The following is a 17,258-nucleotide window of genomic DNA, read 5'->3' as shown; positions in this document are numbered from 1 at the left end:
ACTCCCTGGATCGTATCCGCGTACGGCCCGACGGCAGGAGGGGGACCACGTGACGAAGTGCACTCTCGGACGAGCGCCCCTGCTCAGCCATCGGCGACCGGCCTGTCGGCAGCTGTCGAGCGGGCCCTCGCGGCGCGGATCCTCCGTCGGTGCGCCTGGAAGACCGCCGAGGTGGCCAGCCCGAGGATCCCGAGCACGGCCCAGCTCAGCAGCCCGACCAGCGGCCAGCGCCCGGACCGCCAGTCGAAGTAGACGGCCGACTTGAGCAGGTCGGTGGCGAGCCCGGGAACGTTCCACCGGTGCATCCCGCGCAGGAAGGTGGGCAGGAACTCCGGTGCGTAGATGCCGCCGGAGCCGGGATTGCCGAGCACCACCAGCAGCAGGATCACCAGCCCGGTGCCGAGCAGCCCCAGCCACCCCTGCACGGCCGCGGCGACCATGCCGGCGGCGAACACGGTGAGCGCGCCCACCAGGGCGACCGCGACGACATCGTGGTCCCAGATGTACATCACCGGCCCGACCAGGACCGCGCCGATGATCCCGAGCAGCACGGAGTGCACCGCGAGGGTGCCGATCCGCAGCGCGGCCCGGGGCAGGCTGCGGGGTGCGGTGCCGAGCGAGATGCCCAGCGCGGTGGACGCCAGGTAGCCCCCGAGCACCAGGCCGACCGCGAGATAGAACGGCACCAGCCCGCGCGGGTCCTCGGCGGAGACGGGCACCGCGTCGGTGACCTGGAGCGGCAGGTTGGCCTGCCGGGCGGCCTGGCCGAGCACCTGGCCGACCAGGTCGGTGGCGGCGGGCGCGGCCGCGCTGGCCGTGGTCAGGGTCAGGCTGCCGCCGGGGCCGGAGTGGAGCACCGCGTAGACCTCGCGGGAGGTCAGGGCGTCGATGGCCCGGTCCTGGCTGTCGTACCCGACGGGTTTGATCGTGTGGGTCCGCGACCGGACGGCGGCCAGCACGGCCTCGGCGCGTTGGTCGCTACGGACCACGCCGACCGGGACGTCGCGCGGGGTCGGCTTGTGCAGCGCCCCGACGTACGCCGCGATGAACGCGGTGGCCAGGGCGAGCGTGCCGACCAGCAGCGCCGCCGCGCGCGGCAGCCAGTCGCGTACCGGAAGCTCCCGCCCCTGCTCGCCCACGTCGCCAGCCTAGGGCGGCGCTTCGCCTGGGTTGGTGGTTTCGCCACCTGAGAAGGTGCCCGGCGGCGGTGTGCGCCGTCACCCGGTCGAGGTCGAGCGGACACCCGGAAAACCCACTGGTGGGGGTGGATAGCGTCGGGGCATGACGTCGTTGCGATATCCCGCCAAGCCGAAGCCGGGAGACCGGGTCGCCGTGGTCTCCCCGTCCGCCGGGCTGCCGGGCCTCTTCCCCCACGTGTACGAGCTGGGGGTGCGCCGGCTGCGCGAGGAGTTCGGGCTGGAGCCGGTGGAGTATCCGACGACCCGGCAGACGGGTGCCGAACCGCGGGACCGGGCGCGGGACCTGACCGCCGCCTTCGCCGACCCGACGATCACCGCCGTGCTGGCCACCGTCGGCGGGGAGGACCTGATCACCGTCACGCCCTACCTGGACGATGCGGTGCTGCGGGCCAACCCGAAGCCGTACTTCGGCTACTCGGACAACACCAACGTCCTCAACCACCTGTACCGGCTGGGGAACGTCGCGTACCACGGCGGGTCGGTGATGGTGCACCTCGGCCGGCCCGGCAAGCCGCACCCGCTGACCTTCGACTCACTGCGCGCCGCCCTCTTCACCTCCGGCTGGTACGACCTGACCCCGGCTGCCGACTGGGGTGACCAGCCGAACGACTGGCGGGACCCGGCCACCCTGGCGGACGAGCCGGTGATGTTCCCCGGCACCGGGTGGCGCTGGCAGGGGCCGGCGACCGTGGTGCAGGGCCGCGCCTGGGGCGGGAACCTCGAGATCCTGCACTGGCTGCTGGCCACCGACCGGGTCGGGACGGTGGCGGACCACGCGGGCGAGGTGCTGATCATCGAGACGTCGCAGGAGTTGCCCTCGGCCACCGAGGTCTTCCGGATCCTGCGCAACATGGGCGAACGCGGGCTGCTCGCCGGCTTCCCGGCCGTGCTGGTCGGTCGGGCCAAGGCGTGGGAGTTCGACCGTCCGCACACCATGGCGCAGCGCCAGGAGTTCGTCGACGCTCAGCGGGACGCGGTTACCCGGGCGCTGGCGGCGTACCACCCGGACGCCGTGGTGGTCTTCGACGTCGACCTGGGCCACACCGACCCGCAGTTGATCATTCCGTACGGCGGGGAGGTCCGAGTCGACGCGGTCGAGCGCCGCATCTCGGTGCGCTACTGATGAGCGACTCGCGGGCGTACCCGGTCCTGCGTACCTCGGACGTCGACCGGGCGCTGCACGCCGTCGGCCATCTGCTGAACGTGGCCGACCTGCGCAACACCGAGGTGGAGCTGTGGGCGCGTACCGGGCGGCACTCAGGTCTGCCGCGTTACCTCGACGCGTACGGCCATTGGCTGGGGGCCGATGGGGAGGACCGGATGTGGGTGGACGCGGCCAGCGAGAAGGAGACCGGACCGCAGGACCCGGCGGATCCGCGGGTCGACGTCGATGTGCAGGTGCGCGGGCTCGGCCTGGTGGAGGGGCATTTGGCGGAGACCGTCGGGCCCGACCAGGCGTACGTGCAGTGGTTGCTCAACGCCTGGCCGGCGGTGTGCTGCCTCGACCTGGGGCGGCAGGCCAAGCACGCTCACGTCCAGTTGGTCCTCAACGCCTCCGACATCTGGGCGACCGAGCCCGCCGACGGGCATACGGTTTTCGTGCATGTCGGCGGCCGTGAGCGGGAGGCGGACCGGGCCGAGTGGCTGGCCCGGCGGGCCGGCCTGACCGTTATCGGCCCCAGTCGGCACGGCTTCTGACCGGTTCCGTCCTGCTGGTGGGCTGAGCTGTCAACGCTCAGGCGTGGAGCACGGCGAATGCGCGGACCGGGAAGGTGCCCATGCCGGCCACCCGCGGGGGCGCGGCGGTGAACCGGAAGCCCTCCGGGGGCAGGGCGGCCAGGCCGGTCAGGTGCTCCACGATCGGGATGCCGGCGGCGAGCAGGGTGCTGTGTGCCGGGCGTTCGCCGGCGGCGGCCGGCGTCATGTCGTCGATGTTGATCGAGTCGATGCCGACCAGGGCCGCGCCCGCCTCGACCAGCCACTCCGCGCCGTCCCCCGTCAGGTAGGGGGCGTCGGGGCCGGCGTACCGGTCGGTGCCGAAGTGCGTGTCCCAGCCGGTGTGCAGCAGCACCGCCCGCCCGGCCACGTCGTACGGGGCGAGCATCAGCCGGTCCACGGCCCGGGTGCCGGCCGGCGCCCGCACCACGATCCCGGGCAGGTCGGCGAGCCGGTCCAGCGGGACCCCGGTGAGGTCGGCGCCGTTCGCCCAGCGGTGCGCGGGGGCGTCGACGTACGTGCCGGTGTTGGCGATCATGTCGATCCGGGCGACGTGGAACTCCACGCCCGGCGCGTACCTCAGCCGGGACTCCTCCCGAGTGAGCCAGTCGGTGATCCGGGGCGGCTGCCAGCCAGGCAGGGTGGTCATCCCGTCGGTGATCACGTGGCTCAGCTCGACAAGTCGCCGGCTGCCGCCACCCGGCGGGACGGTGACTCCCCGGCCGCCCTTGTGCGGCTCCTCGACGACCGTCTTGTTGGTGATCCGCACATCGGCGACCATGAGCAGCCCGAGGTGCCGGACGAGGAGCGCGCCCAGCGTCACGTCGTCGATCTCCGGGCCGGCGATGTCCAACCGGAAGCCGTCGGTCCGCAGCCCTCCGCCGTTGGCGAAGCCGACCTCCGCGTCGAACACCGCCCGGTATTCAGCCATACCGCCACCGCACCACGCTCACCTGCCCCGGTCAAGATCCGTCCCCCCCGGCGCGGCGCGGAAGGGCGGGGCGGCTGGGGCCCGGAATGTCCGGGGAGGGGGATAGTCTCGATGGGTGCACCCCCCGTCCGGCCGGACGCGGGGTCGTCGTCGTGCGTCGACCTTCCTGGAAGTGATCACAGATGCTCACCGGACTCTTCTCCGCCGCCCTGGCCGACCCCGGGCTGGCCCGGGCGCGTGACCTGGCGCGCTCCGGTGCCGCCCAGGTCGACGGTCTCGACGTCACCGCCCCGGCCGCGCTGCGCCCGTTCGCCGTCGCCGCGGTCGCGGCCGACGAGCCCGTCGGCGGCGCGGGGCGCCCGGTGCTGGCGGTGACGGCGACCACCCGTGAGGCCGACGACCTCGCCTCCGCGCTGGGCAGCCTGCTGCCGCCGGAGCAGGTGGCCGTCTTCCCGTCCTGGGAGACGTTGCCGCACGAGCGGCTCTCGCCCCGATCCGACACGGTCGGGCGGCGGCTGGCCGTGCTGCGCCGGCTGGCCCACCCGGACTCCGCCGACGCGCAGGGGCGTACGGGACCGCTGCGGGTGGTCGTGGCGCCCGTCCGGTCGCTGCTCCAGCCGCAGCTCAAGGGGCTCGGTGATCTGGAGCCGGTGCAGCTCGCCGCCGGCGACGAGGCGGATCTGGAAGAGGTCGCCCGCCGGCTCACCGACATGGCGTACGCCCGGGTGGACCTGGTCACCAAGCGCGGCGAGTTCGCCGTGCGCGGCGGCATCCTGGACGTCTTCCCGCCCACCGACGAGCATCCGTCCCGGGTCGAGTTCTGGGGCGACGAGGTGGAGGAGATCCGCACCTTCGCCGTCGCCGACCAGCGGACCATCGAGGGCGTCCCGCAGCTGTGGGCGCCGCCCTGCCGGGAGCTGCTGCTGACCCCGTCGGCGCGGCGGCGGGCCGCCGCGCTCGCCGATGAGCACCCGGAGCTGGCCGAGATCCTCGACAAGCTCGCCGAGGGCATCCCGGTCGAGGGCATGGAGTCGCTCGCCCCGGCGCTGATCGGCGCCGACTCGATGGAGCTGCTGCTCGACTGCATGCCGCCCGGCACCCACGTCCTGCTCTGCGACCCGGAGCGGATCCGCACCCGGGCGCACGACCTGGTCCGTACCTCGGAGGAGTTCCTCCAGGCCAGCTGGGCCGCGGCCGCCGTCGGAGGCCAGGCCCCGATCGACCTCGGCGCCGCGGCCTTCCGCAGCCTGGCCGACGTACGCACGGCCGCCCGCGCCCTGCGCCAGCCCTGGTGGACCGTGGCGCCGTTCGGCCTGGTCGAGGCGGAGGCCGCCCCGGCCCGGCAGCCGTGGGAGGACGAGCCGACCGAGGTCGACATCGCCCCGGACGACGCGATCGCGGTGGCCCTGGCCGCCCAGCCCGCTCCGCTCTACCACGGCGAGACCGCGCGGGTGGTCGACGACCTCAAGCGGTGGGCCGGCGAGGGCTGGTCGATGGCGCTGGTCTTCGAGGGCCACGGCCCCGCCCAGCGGGCCGTCGAGGTGCTCCGCGACGCCGGCCTCGGCGCCCGGCTCACCGAGGAGGTGCCGGCCGCGCCCGCCCCCGGCGAGCTGCTGGTCTCCTGCGGCTGCCTGACCGCCGGCTTCGTCGACGAGGCGTCCCGCTTCGTGCTGCTCACCGGCAACGACGTCACCGGCGGCCGGGGCGCCACCACCCGGGACATGCGCAAGATGCCGAGCCGGCGGCGCAACACCATCGACCCGCTGGAGCTGCGGGCCGGCGACCACGTGGTGCACGAGCAGCACGGCATCGGCCGGTACGTCGAGCTGGTGCAACGCACGGTCAACGGCGCGAGCCGGGAATACCTGGTCATCGAGTACGCCCCGAGCAAGCGCGGCCAGCCCGGTGACCGGCTCTTCGTCCCCACCGACCAGCTCGACCAGCTCTCCCGGTACGTCGGCGGTGAGCAGCCCACCCTGCACAAGATGGGCGGCTCGGACTGGCAGAAGTCCAAGGCCCGGGCCCGCAAGGCGGTCCGGGAGATCGCCGCCCAGCTCATCCAGCTCTACGCCGCCCGCAAGGCGTCCAAGGGGCACGCGTTCGGCTCGGACACCCCGTGGCAGCGGGAGCTGGAGGACGCCTTCCCCTGGCAGGAGACGCCGGACCAGCTCGCCGCGATCGAAGAGGTCAAGCGGGACATGGAGCAGACCGTCCCGATGGACCGCCTGATCTGCGGCGACGTCGGATACGGCAAGACCGAGATCGCGGTCCGCGCGGCGTTCAAGGCGGTGCAGGACGGCAAGCAGGTGGCCGTGCTGGTGCCCACCACCCTGCTCGTGCAACAGCACTACAACACCTTCGCCGAGCGGATGAGCCAGTTCCCGATCGCCATCCGGCAGCTCTCCCGGTTCCAGACGCCGAAGGAGGCCGAGCAGACCCTGGCGATGGTCGCCGACGGCACCGCGGACATCGTCATCGGCACCCACCGGCTGCTCCAGGCGGCCACCCGGTTCAAGCAGCTCGGCCTGGTGATCATCGACGAGGAGCAGCGTTTCGGCGTCGAGCACAAGGAGCACCTCAAGACCCTGCGCGCCTCGGTCGACGTGCTGGCCATGTCGGCCACCCCGATCCCGCGCACGCTGGAGATGGCGATCACCGGCATCCGGGAGATGTCCACCATCGCCACCCCGCCGGAGGAGCGGCATCCGGTGCTCACCGCGGTCGGGGCGTACGACGACCGGCAGGTGGCCGCCTCGATCCACCGTGAGCTGCTCCGTGACGGGCAGGTCTTCTACCTGCACAACCGGGTCGAGTCGATCGAGCGGGCGGCCCGCCGGCTCCGCGAGCTGGTGCCCGAGGCCCGGGTCGCGGTGGCGCACGGCCAGATGAGCGAGGAGGCGCTCGAGAAGGTGATGGTCGGCTTCTGGGAGAAGGAGTTCGACGTCCTGGTCTGCACCACGATCGTGGAGTCCGGCATCGACATCCCGAACGCCAACACGCTGATCGTGGAGCGGGCCGACCTGCTCGGCCTGGCCCAGCTGCACCAGATCCGGGGTCGGGTCGGCCGGGGCCGCGAGCGGGCGTATTCGTACTTCCTCTACCCGCCGGACAAGCCGCTCACCGAGAACGCGCACGAGCGGCTGGCCACCATCGCCCAGCACACCGAGCTGGGCGCCGGCATGTACGTGGCGATGAAGGACCTGGAGATCCGGGGCGCGGGCAACCTGCTCGGCGGTGAGCAGTCCGGCCACATCGAGGGCGTCGGCTTCGACCTGTACGTCCGGATGGTGGGCGAGGCGGTCTCCGCGTTCAAGGGCGAGCACCCGGAGGAGGAGACCGAGGTCAAGGTGGACCTGCCGGTCGACGCGCACCTGCCGCACGACTACGTCGGGGTGGAACGCCTGCGGCTGGAGATGTACCGCAAGCTCGCCGAGGCCCGCGACGAGGAGCGGCTGCGCGAGGTGGTCGCCGAGATGACCGACCGCTACGGGGAGCCGCCCGCTCCGGTGCAGAACCTGGTCGCGGTGGCCCGCTTCCGGCTGCTGGCCCGGCGGTACGGCCTCACCGACGTCTCGATGCAGGGCAAGCACATCCGGTTCGGCCCGCTGCCGCTGCCCGACTCGAAGCAGCTGCGGCTCAAGCGGTACCACCCGGATTCGGTCTACAAGCAGGCGCTCGACCAGGTCAGCGTGCCGCGGCCGAGCACCCGCCGGGTCGGCGGCGAGCCGCTGCGCGATCAGGCGCTGCTGGAGTGGTGCGCCCAGCTGCTCTCCGACGTGCTGGGTGAGCCGGCGACGGCCCAACCGGCCGGGGCCCGGGGGCGGTGAGCTCGGCGGGGTGGGCGGCGTCACAGCAGCTTGCCGGGCATGAGAGAGTGGCCGGCATGCTTGCTCGCCGTCTCATCGCCGTCGCCAGCGTGGCGGTCGGCCTCGTCGCCCTCTCCGGTTGCCGTACCGAGCCCGGGGTCGCCGCCTACGTCGGTGATCACCGCATCACCGAGGATGCGGTGACCAGCCTGCTCGACGAGCTGAGGGCCAAGATGCCCACGCCCAGCCCGGAACCAGGCGCCAGCCAGGAGTCGACTGCCAGCCCCGAGCAGGCCGCGCCGAGCCGGCCGCCGCTGCCGTCCCGCAGCCAGGTGGTCACCAACCTGGTGCTGCTCGACGTGTGCCAGCGGCTCTCCGCCGACAAGGGCTACCAGCCGCCGGCGCGGGCCACGGCGGAGCAGATCGCGCCGCAGCTCGGCGTCCCGGCCGACACCGCGTACGCCGAGCGGGTGGCCGAGCTGGCCACCTGTATGAACGGCCTGCCCGCCGAGTCGGTCGCGCCGACCGAGCAGGACTTCGCCGACGTGCTCGCCGCCGGCAAGGCGGCCGGGGTGATTCCCGCCGAGGTGACTGTCCAGGAGGCCGCCGCCCAGCTTGACGGTGACCGGCTGCGTGGGGCCCTGGGCAGCAAGAAGGTGCTGGGTGAGGCCGTCGCCGGATACCAGGTCACGGTCAGCCCCCGGTACCGCCCGCTGGAGATCCCGCTGCTCAGCTTCTCGGCCGAGTATGCCGCGGTGAGCGTACGGCTGGGTGAGCCCGGTTCCGACTCGGTGATCGACGTTTCCACGCCCGAGCCGGAGGCCACCCCGTCCGCAGGCACGGTCGCGCCCTGAGCATGACCGCGCGGATCGTCCTGCTGGTCACCTCGCCCCGGCTGCCGGCCGGCCTGCTGACCGCGCCGGCCTGGGACGTCGTACGCTCCGCGCCGGTGCTGGCCGGCGCGGAGAGCGAGCTGACGGCGGCGCTCCGGGCGGCGGGCGCCGAGGTCACCGTGCGGGGGACCGAGAGCGCCACGCAGGCGCTGCTCGACGCGGTGGCGGCGCACGGCACGGCGGTCTGGCTGGCCGGGCCGACCGGTGACGAGGCGCTGGCCCGGGAGCTGGGGCTGCGGCTGGCCCGCCAGCCGGGCCTGGCCGAGTTGGAGCTGATGTACGGCTCGTGGGACCCGCCGGGCGCCCGGCTGCTCGACGCGGTCGAGGTGATGGACCGGCTCGCCTCACCGGGCGGTGACCCGTGGAAGCGGGCGCAGACCCATCGCAGCCTCGCCGGTTTCCTGCTGGAGGAGTGCTACGAGGCGTACGACGCGATCAGCGCCGACGACACCGACGCGCTCCGCGAGGAACTCGGCGACGTGCTGCTCCAGGTGCTGCTGCACGCCCGCCTCGCCGAGGAACTGCCGGACGGGAAGCGCTGGACCGTCGACGACGTGGCCGGCGGCCTGGTCGACAAGATGGTCCGGCGCAACCCGCACGTCTTCTCCGGGGAGAAGGCCGGCTCGCTGGAGGAGATCGAGGCGAGCTGGGAGCGGATCAAGCGGGCCGAGAAGGCGCGCGAGTCGGTGCTGGACGGCATCGCGTTGAGCCAGCCGGCCCTGGCGCTCGCCGCGAAGATCCTGGACCGGGCCGGCCGGATCGGCCTGGCGGTGCCGCCACCGCTGGCGGAGTCGCAGGTGGATCCGGAGGCGCGGCTCGGTGCCGGCCTGCTGGCCACGGTCGCCGCCGCCCGGGAGGCCGGCATCGACCCCGAGGCCGCCCTCCGCCGCGCCGCCCTCGCGTACGCCGACGCCGTCCGCGCCGCCGAAGCCGGGGCGCCGGGAGATCGGTAGGGTCGTCGGCATGGAGTCGTTCGTGCCGCTCGCCGAGCGGATCGTCGAGGCGTTGCTGGAGAGCCGGCCTGGGCTGGCCACCGCAGCCGGGGACCACCGGTACGACGATCGACTGCCCGACCTCTCCGCCGACGCGCTCGCCGCCGACCAGGCGATGCTGCGGGACGCGGCCGACGCGCTCTCCGAGATCGACCCGGACTCGCTCGACGTCGAGGAGCGGGTCGACCACGCGCTGCTCAGCAGCATGGTCGACCAGGGGCTGTTCGAGCTGACCGAGATCCGCGCCCACGAGTGGGATCCGTTGCGGCACAACCCGGGTCCGCTGCTGCACGCCATGCTGGCCCGGCCGTACGCGCCCGTCGAGGAGCGGCTGACCCAGCTCGCCGGGCGGCTGGCGGCCGTACCCGACGCCCTGGCGACCGCGCGCGCGACGCTGCGCGACATGCCGCGGATCCACGCGGAGACGGCGGTCGGCCAGTTCACCGGCACGGCGGCGCTGATCCGCGACGAGTTTCCCGCGTTGCTCGCCCAGGCGCCGGCGCTGTACGACCGGGTGGAACCGGCGGCGACCGCCGCGATCGCCGCGCTGGAGGAGTTCGTGGCCTGGCTGCGGATCGGCCTGGCCGCCGACGCCGGGCCGGGGCGCGACCCCCGGCTGGGCCGGCGGCGCTGGGAGGCGCGGCTCTGGCACACCCTCGACACCGAGCTGAGCGCCGCCGAGATCCAGCGCCGCGCCTGGGACAACCTGGACCGGGTGACCGCGGAGATCCGCGAGGCGGCCGTCGAGCTGGTCGGCGGCCCGGCCGACGACGCGACGGTGCGGCGGGCGCTGGACCTGCTCGCCGCCGAGCACCCCGACGACGCCACCATCGTGGACCTCGCCTCGGTGACCCTGGACGAGGCGACCGACTTCGTCCGCGCGCACGACCTGGTCAGCCTCGTCGACGATCCGTGCGTGATCCAGGAGATGCCGGAGTTCGCCCGGGGCGTCGCCGTGGCCTACTGCGACTCGCCCGGGCCGCTGGAGACGGCGGACGTGCCGACCTTCTACTGCATCGCGCCCACTCCGCTGGACTGGCCCGCGCAGCGGGTCGAGTCGTTCTACCGCGAGTACAACGATCACATGATCCGGAACCTGACCGTGCACGAGGCGATGCCCGGTCACTTCCTCCAGCTCGCCCATGCCCGCCGGTACGCGGGCCCGACCCGGGTCCGGGCGCTCACCGAGTCCGGGGTGTTCGTCGAGGGCTGGGCGGTCTACACCGAGGAGCTGATGGCCGGCCTCGGCTTCGGCGGCCTGCCGGTCCGGCTCCAGCAGCTCAAGATGCAGCTCCGGATGACCATCAACGCCCTGCTCGATCAGCTCGTGCACTGCGAGGCGATGCCCGAGGCGGAGGCGATGGCGCTGATGATCGGGCGCGGCTTCCAGGAGGAGGGCGAGGCGGCCGGCAAGTGGCGCCGGGCGCTGCTCACCTCCACCCAGCTCTCCACGTACTTCGTCGGGTACAGCGAGATGGCCGGCATCGCCCGCGCCCGCCCCGACGGCGTGTCGGTCCGCGAGTGGCACGACGCGATGCTGGCGCACGACTGCCCGCCGCCACGGCACCTGCGCACCCTGCTCGGGGTGTGAGGAAAGGCCCCTTCTGGCGCCTCGGGCCGAGCAGGGCCCTGTCAACCCCTCTGCGCGCGGGCGGCGACCGCGTCGATCAGCCAGCGCGAGATGGAGTACGCCGGGGGCAGCTCCACCGGCAGGGCGTTCACCGGGAACCAGCGCGCCTCGGTCAGTTCCTTCGCGTCGACCACCGGCTCGGCGTGCGGGTCCACGACGGTGGCGGTGAAGCCGGCGAGCAGGGTGCCCGGCCCGGAGATCGCCCAGGGCTGGCTGTCGACGTAGGCGGGCCGCCCGATGGTCAGCCCCACCTCCTCGTCGACCTCCCGGTGAGCGGCCGCCTCCAGCGACTCGCCCGCCTCGACGAACCCGGCCACCAGCGCCCACAATTCCGTCGGCCCGTACGCGTGCCGGACCAGCAGGAGCTCGTCGGGGCCGCCGGCCCGGCCGGGGCGGGTGATCGCCACCAGCACCGCGACGGAGAGCGGCAGCGGCACGTAGTGGTCGCAGCCGGGGCAGCGCCGCGCGGTCTCGCCCGGCACGTCGGCCAGCTCCGCCCGGCACGCCCCGCACCAGCGGTGCGTACGCCGCCAGGTGACGACGGCGAGGGCCCGCCCGGCGAGGGTGGCCAGTGGCTCCGGCAGCTCGGCGGCGATGGCCCGCCAGCCGCGCCAGCGCCCGGGCAGCGCCTCGGCGTCGACCACCTCGGCGGCCCAGGCCGGCACCCCGTCCAGCGTCCCGACCGGCACCCAGGCGATGCCGGAGGGCAGCTCGCCGATCCGGGGGAAGTGCCCGTCCGGGCCGGTCAGCAGCCTGCGCCCGGCCACCGGCAGGGCCAGGTCGTCCGGCGCGGGCGGCCGGCTCCGGTCGGCGCCGGGACGGAAGCCGCCCCGGGCCGCCGCCGCCCGGATGCCCGGCGCGTCGGCTGCGGCGCCGGTCCCGGCCGGGGCGCCTGCTCCGGTGTGGCCGTACGCGGTCGGGGCTTCATCGGGCCCGTCGGTCACGACGTCGCCGAGCGGCGGTCCACCACGCTTGCCCCGGCCGGTACGTCGAAGGCGGCCGAGTCGACCGTGTCGGTGTACCGGCTCAACGTGACCTCCGCCGGCTTGCCGTCCAGGGATCCGGTGAAGCTGCCCAGCACCCCCTCTGTGGTGACGCAGGCGGCGAAACGCTCCCCGGCGCGGGTGACGTCGACGCAGGTGGCGTGGTGCCCGGCCAGGGTGGTGTCGCTCTGCTCGATGGTCGCCTCGGGATCGAGGGCGGCGCCGGTCAGGAGCCGGATCACCGCCGGTGGGGTGACCAGGCCGTGCTTGCGCGACTCGGTGTAGACCACCACGGACGGCTTCCCGGCGGTCAGCACCGGCGGTGACACGATGCAGGACATCCGTCCGCCGCTCTTCTCACAGCGCGTCACCGCCTGCTGGGTCACGATGATCTTGCCGTCCGGCCAGGTGTACGCGGACCGGAGCGGCAGCTCGGTCTGGGCGATCGAGGCCGTCTGGCCGCCGGCCAGCTGGTAGTCGGCGGCCCAGGTCTGCTCCAGTGCCCGATCCATCCGGGCGGCGAGGTCGTTGACCAGGTCGGCCCGCCCGAGCGCGGTCCCGGCGTCGCCGAGGGCCTGACAGCCGGTGACCGTGAGCGACGCGATGACCGAGGCGGCGAGCGCGCGGAGATTCGTCGAGGCGGCGGGCATGGCGCCCAGCCTTGTCGATCGGGGCAACCTCTCGCAAACCCGTTGCCGGTTGGCACCCGAGAATTCGGGAATGTCCGTCCAACTCGCCGTCCGATGAGGGGTTCGAGTGCGGCTTGGTGGGCCGGTGGGGCGCCGGGTGGAGGCGTGCGGCCCGCCGCCGCCCGATACGCTGCGTTCAACACCTGCCTCAGCCGCACCGTCGCGGCCCATACCGGACCGGAACACACAAACGAGGAGCGACTCAGTGGCAACCATCGAGGGAATCGTCGCCCGGGAGATCCTGGACTCGCGGGGCAACCCGACGGTCGAGGTCGAGGTCGGGCTCGACGACGGCACGATCGCCCGCGCCGCGGTGCCGTCCGGCGCCTCCACCGGCGCGTTCGAGGCGATCGAGCTGCGCGACGGTGACAAGGACCGCTACCAGGGCAAGGGTGTCGAGAAGGCGGTCGCCAACATCGAGGACAAGATCGTCGACGAGATCATCGGCTATGAGGCCAGCGAGCAGCGGCTGATCGATCAGAAGATGCTCGACCTCGACGGCACCGACAACAAGGCCGAGCTGGGCGCCAACGCGATCCTCGGCGTCTCCCTGGCGGTGGCGAAGGCCGCCGCCGGCAGCGCCGAGCTGAGCCTCTTCCGCTACCTGGGCGGCCCGAACGCACACCTGCTGCCGGTGCCGATGATGAACATCCTCAACGGCGGCGCGCACGCCGACTCGAACGTCGACATCCAGGAGTTCATGATCGCGCCGATCGGCGCGCCCACCTTCCGCGACGCGCTGCGCTCCGGTGCCGAGGTCTACCACGCGCTGAAGTCGGTGCTGAAGAAGAAGGACCTGTCGACCGGTCTCGGCGACGAGGGGGGCTTCGCCCCGAACCTGCCGACGAACGCCGCCGCGCTGGACCTGATCGCCGAGGCGGTGGAGAAGGCCGGTTACCGGCTCGGTACCGACATCGTCTTCGCCCTCGACGTGGCCGCCACCGAGTTCTTCGACAACGGCGCGTACACCTTCGAGGGCAACGCGAAGACCGCCGAGGAGATGAGCAACTACTACACCAAGCTCGTCGGCGACTACCCGATCGTCTCCATCGAGGACCCGCTGTCGGAGGACGACTGGAGCGGCTGGGCCACGCTGACCGCGGCCCTCGGCGACCGGATCCAGATCGTCGGCGACGACCTGTTCGTCACCAACCCGCAGCGCATCGCCCGGGGCATCGCCGAGAAGGCCGCCAACGCGGTGCTGGTGAAGGTCAACCAGATCGGCTCGCTCACCGAGACGCTGGACGCGGTGGACCTGGCCCACCGGGCCGGCTTCAAGTGCATGATGAGCCACCGCTCCGGCGAGACCGAGGACACCACCATCGCCGACCTGGCGGTCGCCCTCGGCTGTGGCCAGATCAAGACCGGCGCCCCGGCCCGCTCCGACCGGGTCGCCAAGTACAACCAGCTCCTGCGGATCGAGGAGGAGCTGGCCGACGCGGCGCGGTACGCCGGTGCCGGCGCGTTCCCGCGCTACCGTTCGGCCTGAGCCGAGAGCTCCGGGGGAGGGGTGTGACGATGCAGCAGCGCCGCACACCGGGTGGTCAACGACCCGCCCGCCGGCCGGGTGGGGCCCGGGTCCGGTCGTCGGCCCGCGACGGCGGCGTCCGCGCCGAGCCGCGCGCCGCCGGCCGGTCGCCCGGCGGTGCCCGCGGCACCGACGGCGTACGCTCCGCGAGCCGCCCCGCGGCGGCTCGGCGTACGGCGGCCGGCGGCACGGTCAAGCGGCTCACCGCACCCCAACCCCGGCGCTTCACCGGGCGCGCCACCGTGCTCTTCGCGGTGCTGATCGCGCTCGCCCTGGCCTACACCTACCCGGTCCGGGTCTACCTGGACCAGCAGGCGGACATCGCGCGGATGGAGGCGTCCCAGGCCGACCAGCGCAAGCTGATCGAGGACCTCTCCGCCGAGGCGGCCAAGTGGCAGGACCCGGCGTACATCGAGACCCAGGCCCGGGAGCGCTTCTTCATGACCCGGCGGGGGGAGACCCTGCTGGTGGTGCTCTCCGACCCGGCCGGGGCCGCGAAGGACGCCGGCAAGGGCGCGCGGTCGGGGCCGCCGAAGCCACCCGATCCCTGGTACGGCACCCTGTGGTCGAGCGTGCAGGCGGCCAACGCCGAGCGCCCCGACAAGTGAGCATCAGCCCAGCACCCCGACGAGCGACAGGCGACACCGTGAGCGCGAGGAGTGAGCCGGGTCTGCGAGCCCCGCAGTCGCGAACGAAAGGCGACACCGTGAGCGTCGTACCACCGCAGGACCCGGCGGCGGACTCCGTAACCCCGCCGGAGCGGCAACCGGCCACCGAGGCCGACCTGGCCGCGGTGGCCGCGCAGCTCGGACGCCCGCCCCGCGGCACCCGGGCGGTGGCCCACCGCTGCCCGTGCGGCCTGCCCGACGTGGTGGAGACGACGCCCCGGCTGGCCGACGGCACGCCCTTTCCGACGCTGTTCTACCTGACCTGCCCGCGCGCGACGGCGGCGTGCAGCCGGCTGGAGTCGGCCGGGCTGATGAAGGAGATGGCCGAGCGGCTGGCGGCCGACCCCGACCTGGCCGCCCGCTACCGGGCCGCGCACGAGGACTACCTGGCCCGCCGGGAGGCGATCGGCGAGGTTCCCGAGATCGCGGGCATCTCGGCCGGCGGCATGCCCGGGCGGGTGAAGTGCCTGCACGTCCACCTCGGGCACGCGCTCGCTGCCGGGCCGGGGGTCAACCCGTTCGGCGACGAGACACTGGCGCTGGTGGAGAAGTGGTGGGCGGCCGGCCCGTGCGTGGACGTCACCGCGGCGGAATGACGTGACCGCCGTCGACGAGATCGTGGTCCGCCGGGCCCGCACCTCGGACGTGCGCGGCATCCGTCGGCTGGTCGACACCTACACCCACGACCGGCGGCTGCTCAGCAAGGCGACCGTCACGCTCTACGAGGACGTGCAGGAGTTCCGGGTGGCGGTGACACCGGGCGGCACGGTGGTCGGCTGCGGCGCGCTGCACGTCATGTGGGAGGACCTGGCCGAGATCCGTACGGTGGCCGTCGACCCGGCCTGCCGAGGGCACAAGATCGGGCACCGGATCGTCGGCGGGCTGATCGACGCGGCCCGCGAGTTGGGCGTGGCCCGGATCTTCGTACTGACCTTCGAGACCCGGTTCTTCGGCTCGTTCGGCTTCCGCGAGATCGACGGCGCGCCGGTGCCGCAGCCGGTCTACGAGCAACTGCTCCGCTCGTACGACGAGGGCGTGGCCGAGTTCCTCGACCTGGAACGGGTCAAGCCGAACACCCTCGGCAACACCCGCATGCTGCTGCGCCTGACGGCTGCCTGACCGGCTCGGCTCGCCGGTTGTTCCTCGCCGCCGAGCACCTTGCCGTGCGGTCCGCCCGCCGAGACCCCCGCCGGCCGACCGTCGGGCTCCGTCGACCGCGCTGCCGTAGGGTTGCTGCCGTGACGACGCGCGTGGCCGCCATCGACTGCGGGACCAACTCGATCCGACTGCTGGTCGCCGACCTGCCCGACCCGTCCGCCGGCCCGCAGGCGCCGCTGGTGGACCTGAGCCGCCGGATGGAGATCGTCCGGCTGGGCCAGGGCGTCGACCGGACCGGCCGGCTCGCCCCGGAGGCGATCGAACGCACCCGGGTGGCGCTCGCCGGCTACGCGGCCGAGATCGAGAAGCTCGGCGCCGAGCGGGTGCGGATGTGCGCCACCTCGGCGACCCGGGACGCCGCCAACGCCGAAGACTTCCGCGCCATGGTGGAGCAGACCCTCGGCGTCGCGCCCGAGGTGGTCACCGGCGACGAGGAGGCCCGGCTCTCGTTCACCGGTGCGGTGCGTGGACTCCCCGCCGACGCCGAGCCGCCGTACCTGGTGGTCGACATCGGGGGCGGGTCGACCGAGTTCGTGGTCGGCACCCGCGAGGGTGGGGTCGAGGCGGCCGTCTCGATGGACATCGGCTGCGTCCGGATGACCGAGCGGCACCTGCACGGCAACCCGCCGAGCCTCGACGAGATCGCGGCGGCGCAGGCCGACATCGCGGTGGCGGTGGACCGCGCCCTGGCGGTCGTGTCGGGACGCGAGGCCGCCACGCTGGTCGGGCTCGCCGGTTCGGTCACCACCGTGGTCGCCATCGCCCAGGGCCTTCAGGAGTACGACCCGGAGCGCATCCACCACGCCCGGGTGTCGTACGACCAGGTCGCCGAGGTCACGGCCGACCTGCTGGCGAAGACCAGCGAACAGCGGCTGGCCATCCCGGTGATGCACCCCGGCCGCGCCGACGTGATCGGCGCGGGCGCCCTGGTGCTCAGGGTGATCATGGAGCGCGCCGGGATGCCCTCGGTGGTCGCCTCCGAGCACGACATCCTCGACGGCATCGCCTGGAGCCTCGCAGGAGCCTCGGGATAGGTGGTTTCCCCTCGTACGGGCGGTATGATTC

15 protein-coding genes are annotated in these 17,258 nt (G+C 73.5%); 11 read left to right on the top strand and 4 right to left on the bottom strand.

The window, feature by feature from the left end; genetic code table 11:
• Nucleotides 1-83: 83 nt before the first annotated feature.
• Nucleotides 84-1,139 (bottom strand): hypothetical protein, encoded by a 1,056-nt coding sequence (locus ACNAVT_RS01750; RefSeq protein WP_416292140.1) that lies wholly within the window; start codon nucleotides 1,137-1,139, stop codon nucleotides 84-86.
• Between the two features lie 142 nt (nucleotides 1,140-1,281).
• Here ACNAVT_RS01750 and ACNAVT_RS01745 point away from each other — a divergent pair, with 142 nt between their 5' ends.
• Nucleotides 1,282-2,322 (top strand): S66 family peptidase, encoded by a 1,041-nt coding sequence (locus ACNAVT_RS01745; protein ID WP_416292138.1) that lies wholly within the window; start codon nucleotides 1,282-1,284, stop codon nucleotides 2,320-2,322.
• Nucleotides 2,322-2,897: a hypothetical protein gene (locus ACNAVT_RS01740; protein ID WP_416292136.1), complete on the top strand. Its 576-nt coding sequence runs from the start codon at nucleotides 2,322-2,324 to the stop codon at nucleotides 2,895-2,897. Before ACNAVT_RS01745 ends, ACNAVT_RS01740 begins: the two co-directional genes overlap by 1 nt.
• Nucleotides 2,898-2,934: 37 nt before the next feature.
• Here the strand turns inward: ACNAVT_RS01740 and ACNAVT_RS01735 are convergent, their stop codons facing one another.
• Nucleotides 2,935-3,846, bottom strand: a complete 912-nt coding sequence (locus tag ACNAVT_RS01735) for a cyclase family protein (RefSeq protein ID WP_416292134.1) — start codon at nucleotides 3,844-3,846, stop codon at nucleotides 2,935-2,937.
• Nucleotides 3,847-4,028: 182 nt separating this feature from the next.
• On the opposite strand from ACNAVT_RS01735, the gene mfd reads away from it, so the two are divergent.
• From mfd to ACNAVT_RS01715, 4 genes are read left to right on the top strand one after another with little or no spacing between them, the layout of a single operon-like run.
• The gene (gene mfd, locus ACNAVT_RS01730) at nucleotides 4,029-7,673 is read left to right on the top strand and encodes a transcription-repair coupling factor (RefSeq protein ID WP_416292132.1); all 3,645 of its coding nucleotides are present in this window, start codon (nucleotides 4,029-4,031) and stop codon (nucleotides 7,671-7,673) included.
• Between the two features lie 56 nt (nucleotides 7,674-7,729).
• The gene (locus tag ACNAVT_RS01725; protein ID WP_416292130.1) at nucleotides 7,730-8,506 is read left to right on the top strand and encodes a hypothetical protein; all 777 of its coding nucleotides are present in this window, start codon (nucleotides 7,730-7,732) and stop codon (nucleotides 8,504-8,506) included.
• 2 nt (nucleotides 8,507-8,508) lie between these two features.
• The gene (locus tag ACNAVT_RS01720; protein ID WP_416292128.1) at nucleotides 8,509-9,498 is read left to right on the top strand and encodes a nucleoside triphosphate pyrophosphohydrolase; all 990 of its coding nucleotides are present in this window, start codon (nucleotides 8,509-8,511) and stop codon (nucleotides 9,496-9,498) included.
• Nucleotides 9,499-9,508: 10 nt separating this feature from the next.
• Nucleotides 9,509-11,128 (top strand): DUF885 domain-containing protein, encoded by a 1,620-nt coding sequence (locus ACNAVT_RS01715; RefSeq protein ID WP_416292126.1) that lies wholly within the window; start codon nucleotides 9,509-9,511, stop codon nucleotides 11,126-11,128.
• A gap of 41 nt (nucleotides 11,129-11,169) precedes the next feature.
• On the opposite strand, the gene ACNAVT_RS01710 is transcribed toward ACNAVT_RS01715, so the two are convergent.
• Both ACNAVT_RS01710 and ACNAVT_RS01705 read right to left on the bottom strand, forming a co-directional pair.
• Nucleotides 11,170-12,111, bottom strand: a complete 942-nt coding sequence (locus ACNAVT_RS01710) for an NAD(+) diphosphatase (protein ID WP_416292124.1) — start codon at nucleotides 12,109-12,111, stop codon at nucleotides 11,170-11,172.
• Nucleotides 12,108-12,800, bottom strand: coding sequence for a hypothetical protein (locus ACNAVT_RS01705; RefSeq protein WP_416292122.1), 693 nt, complete (start codon nucleotides 12,798-12,800; stop codon nucleotides 12,108-12,110). Before ACNAVT_RS01705 ends, ACNAVT_RS01710 begins: the two co-directional genes overlap by 4 nt.
• Before the next feature lie 244 nt (nucleotides 12,801-13,044).
• On the opposite strand from ACNAVT_RS01705, the gene eno reads away from it, so the two are divergent.
• From eno to ACNAVT_RS01680, 5 genes are all read left to right on the top strand, one after another.
• On the top strand, nucleotides 13,045-14,328 hold the full coding sequence (gene eno, locus ACNAVT_RS01700) for a phosphopyruvate hydratase (RefSeq protein WP_416292121.1): 1,284 nt from the start codon (nucleotides 13,045-13,047) through the stop codon (nucleotides 14,326-14,328).
• A gap of 29 nt (nucleotides 14,329-14,357) precedes the next feature.
• Nucleotides 14,358-14,975: an FtsB family cell division protein gene (locus ACNAVT_RS01695; protein WP_416292119.1), complete on the top strand. Its 618-nt coding sequence runs from the start codon at nucleotides 14,358-14,360 to the stop codon at nucleotides 14,973-14,975.
• Between the two features lie 98 nt (nucleotides 14,976-15,073).
• Nucleotides 15,074-15,631: a DUF501 domain-containing protein gene (locus ACNAVT_RS01690; RefSeq protein WP_416292117.1), complete on the top strand. Its 558-nt coding sequence runs from the start codon at nucleotides 15,074-15,076 to the stop codon at nucleotides 15,629-15,631.
• 1 nt (nucleotide 15,632) lies between these two features.
• Complete coding sequence (locus ACNAVT_RS01685) at nucleotides 15,633-16,154, top strand: amino-acid N-acetyltransferase (protein WP_416292115.1); 522 nt, start codon at nucleotides 15,633-15,635, stop codon at nucleotides 16,152-16,154.
• A 131-nt stretch (nucleotides 16,155-16,285) separates the two neighbouring features.
• Nucleotides 16,286-17,227, top strand: coding sequence for an exopolyphosphatase (locus ACNAVT_RS01680; protein ID WP_416292821.1), 942 nt, complete (start codon nucleotides 16,286-16,288; stop codon nucleotides 17,225-17,227).
• Nucleotides 17,228-17,258 lie beyond the last annotated feature (31 nt).

Origin of the sequence: Micromonospora sp. SL4-19 (genome assembly GCF_047921475.1) — a bacterium.
Lineage (GTDB): Bacteria > Actinomycetota > Actinomycetes > Mycobacteriales > Micromonosporaceae > Micromonospora.
This window is presented reverse-complemented; position numbering and strand designations above follow the sequence as displayed.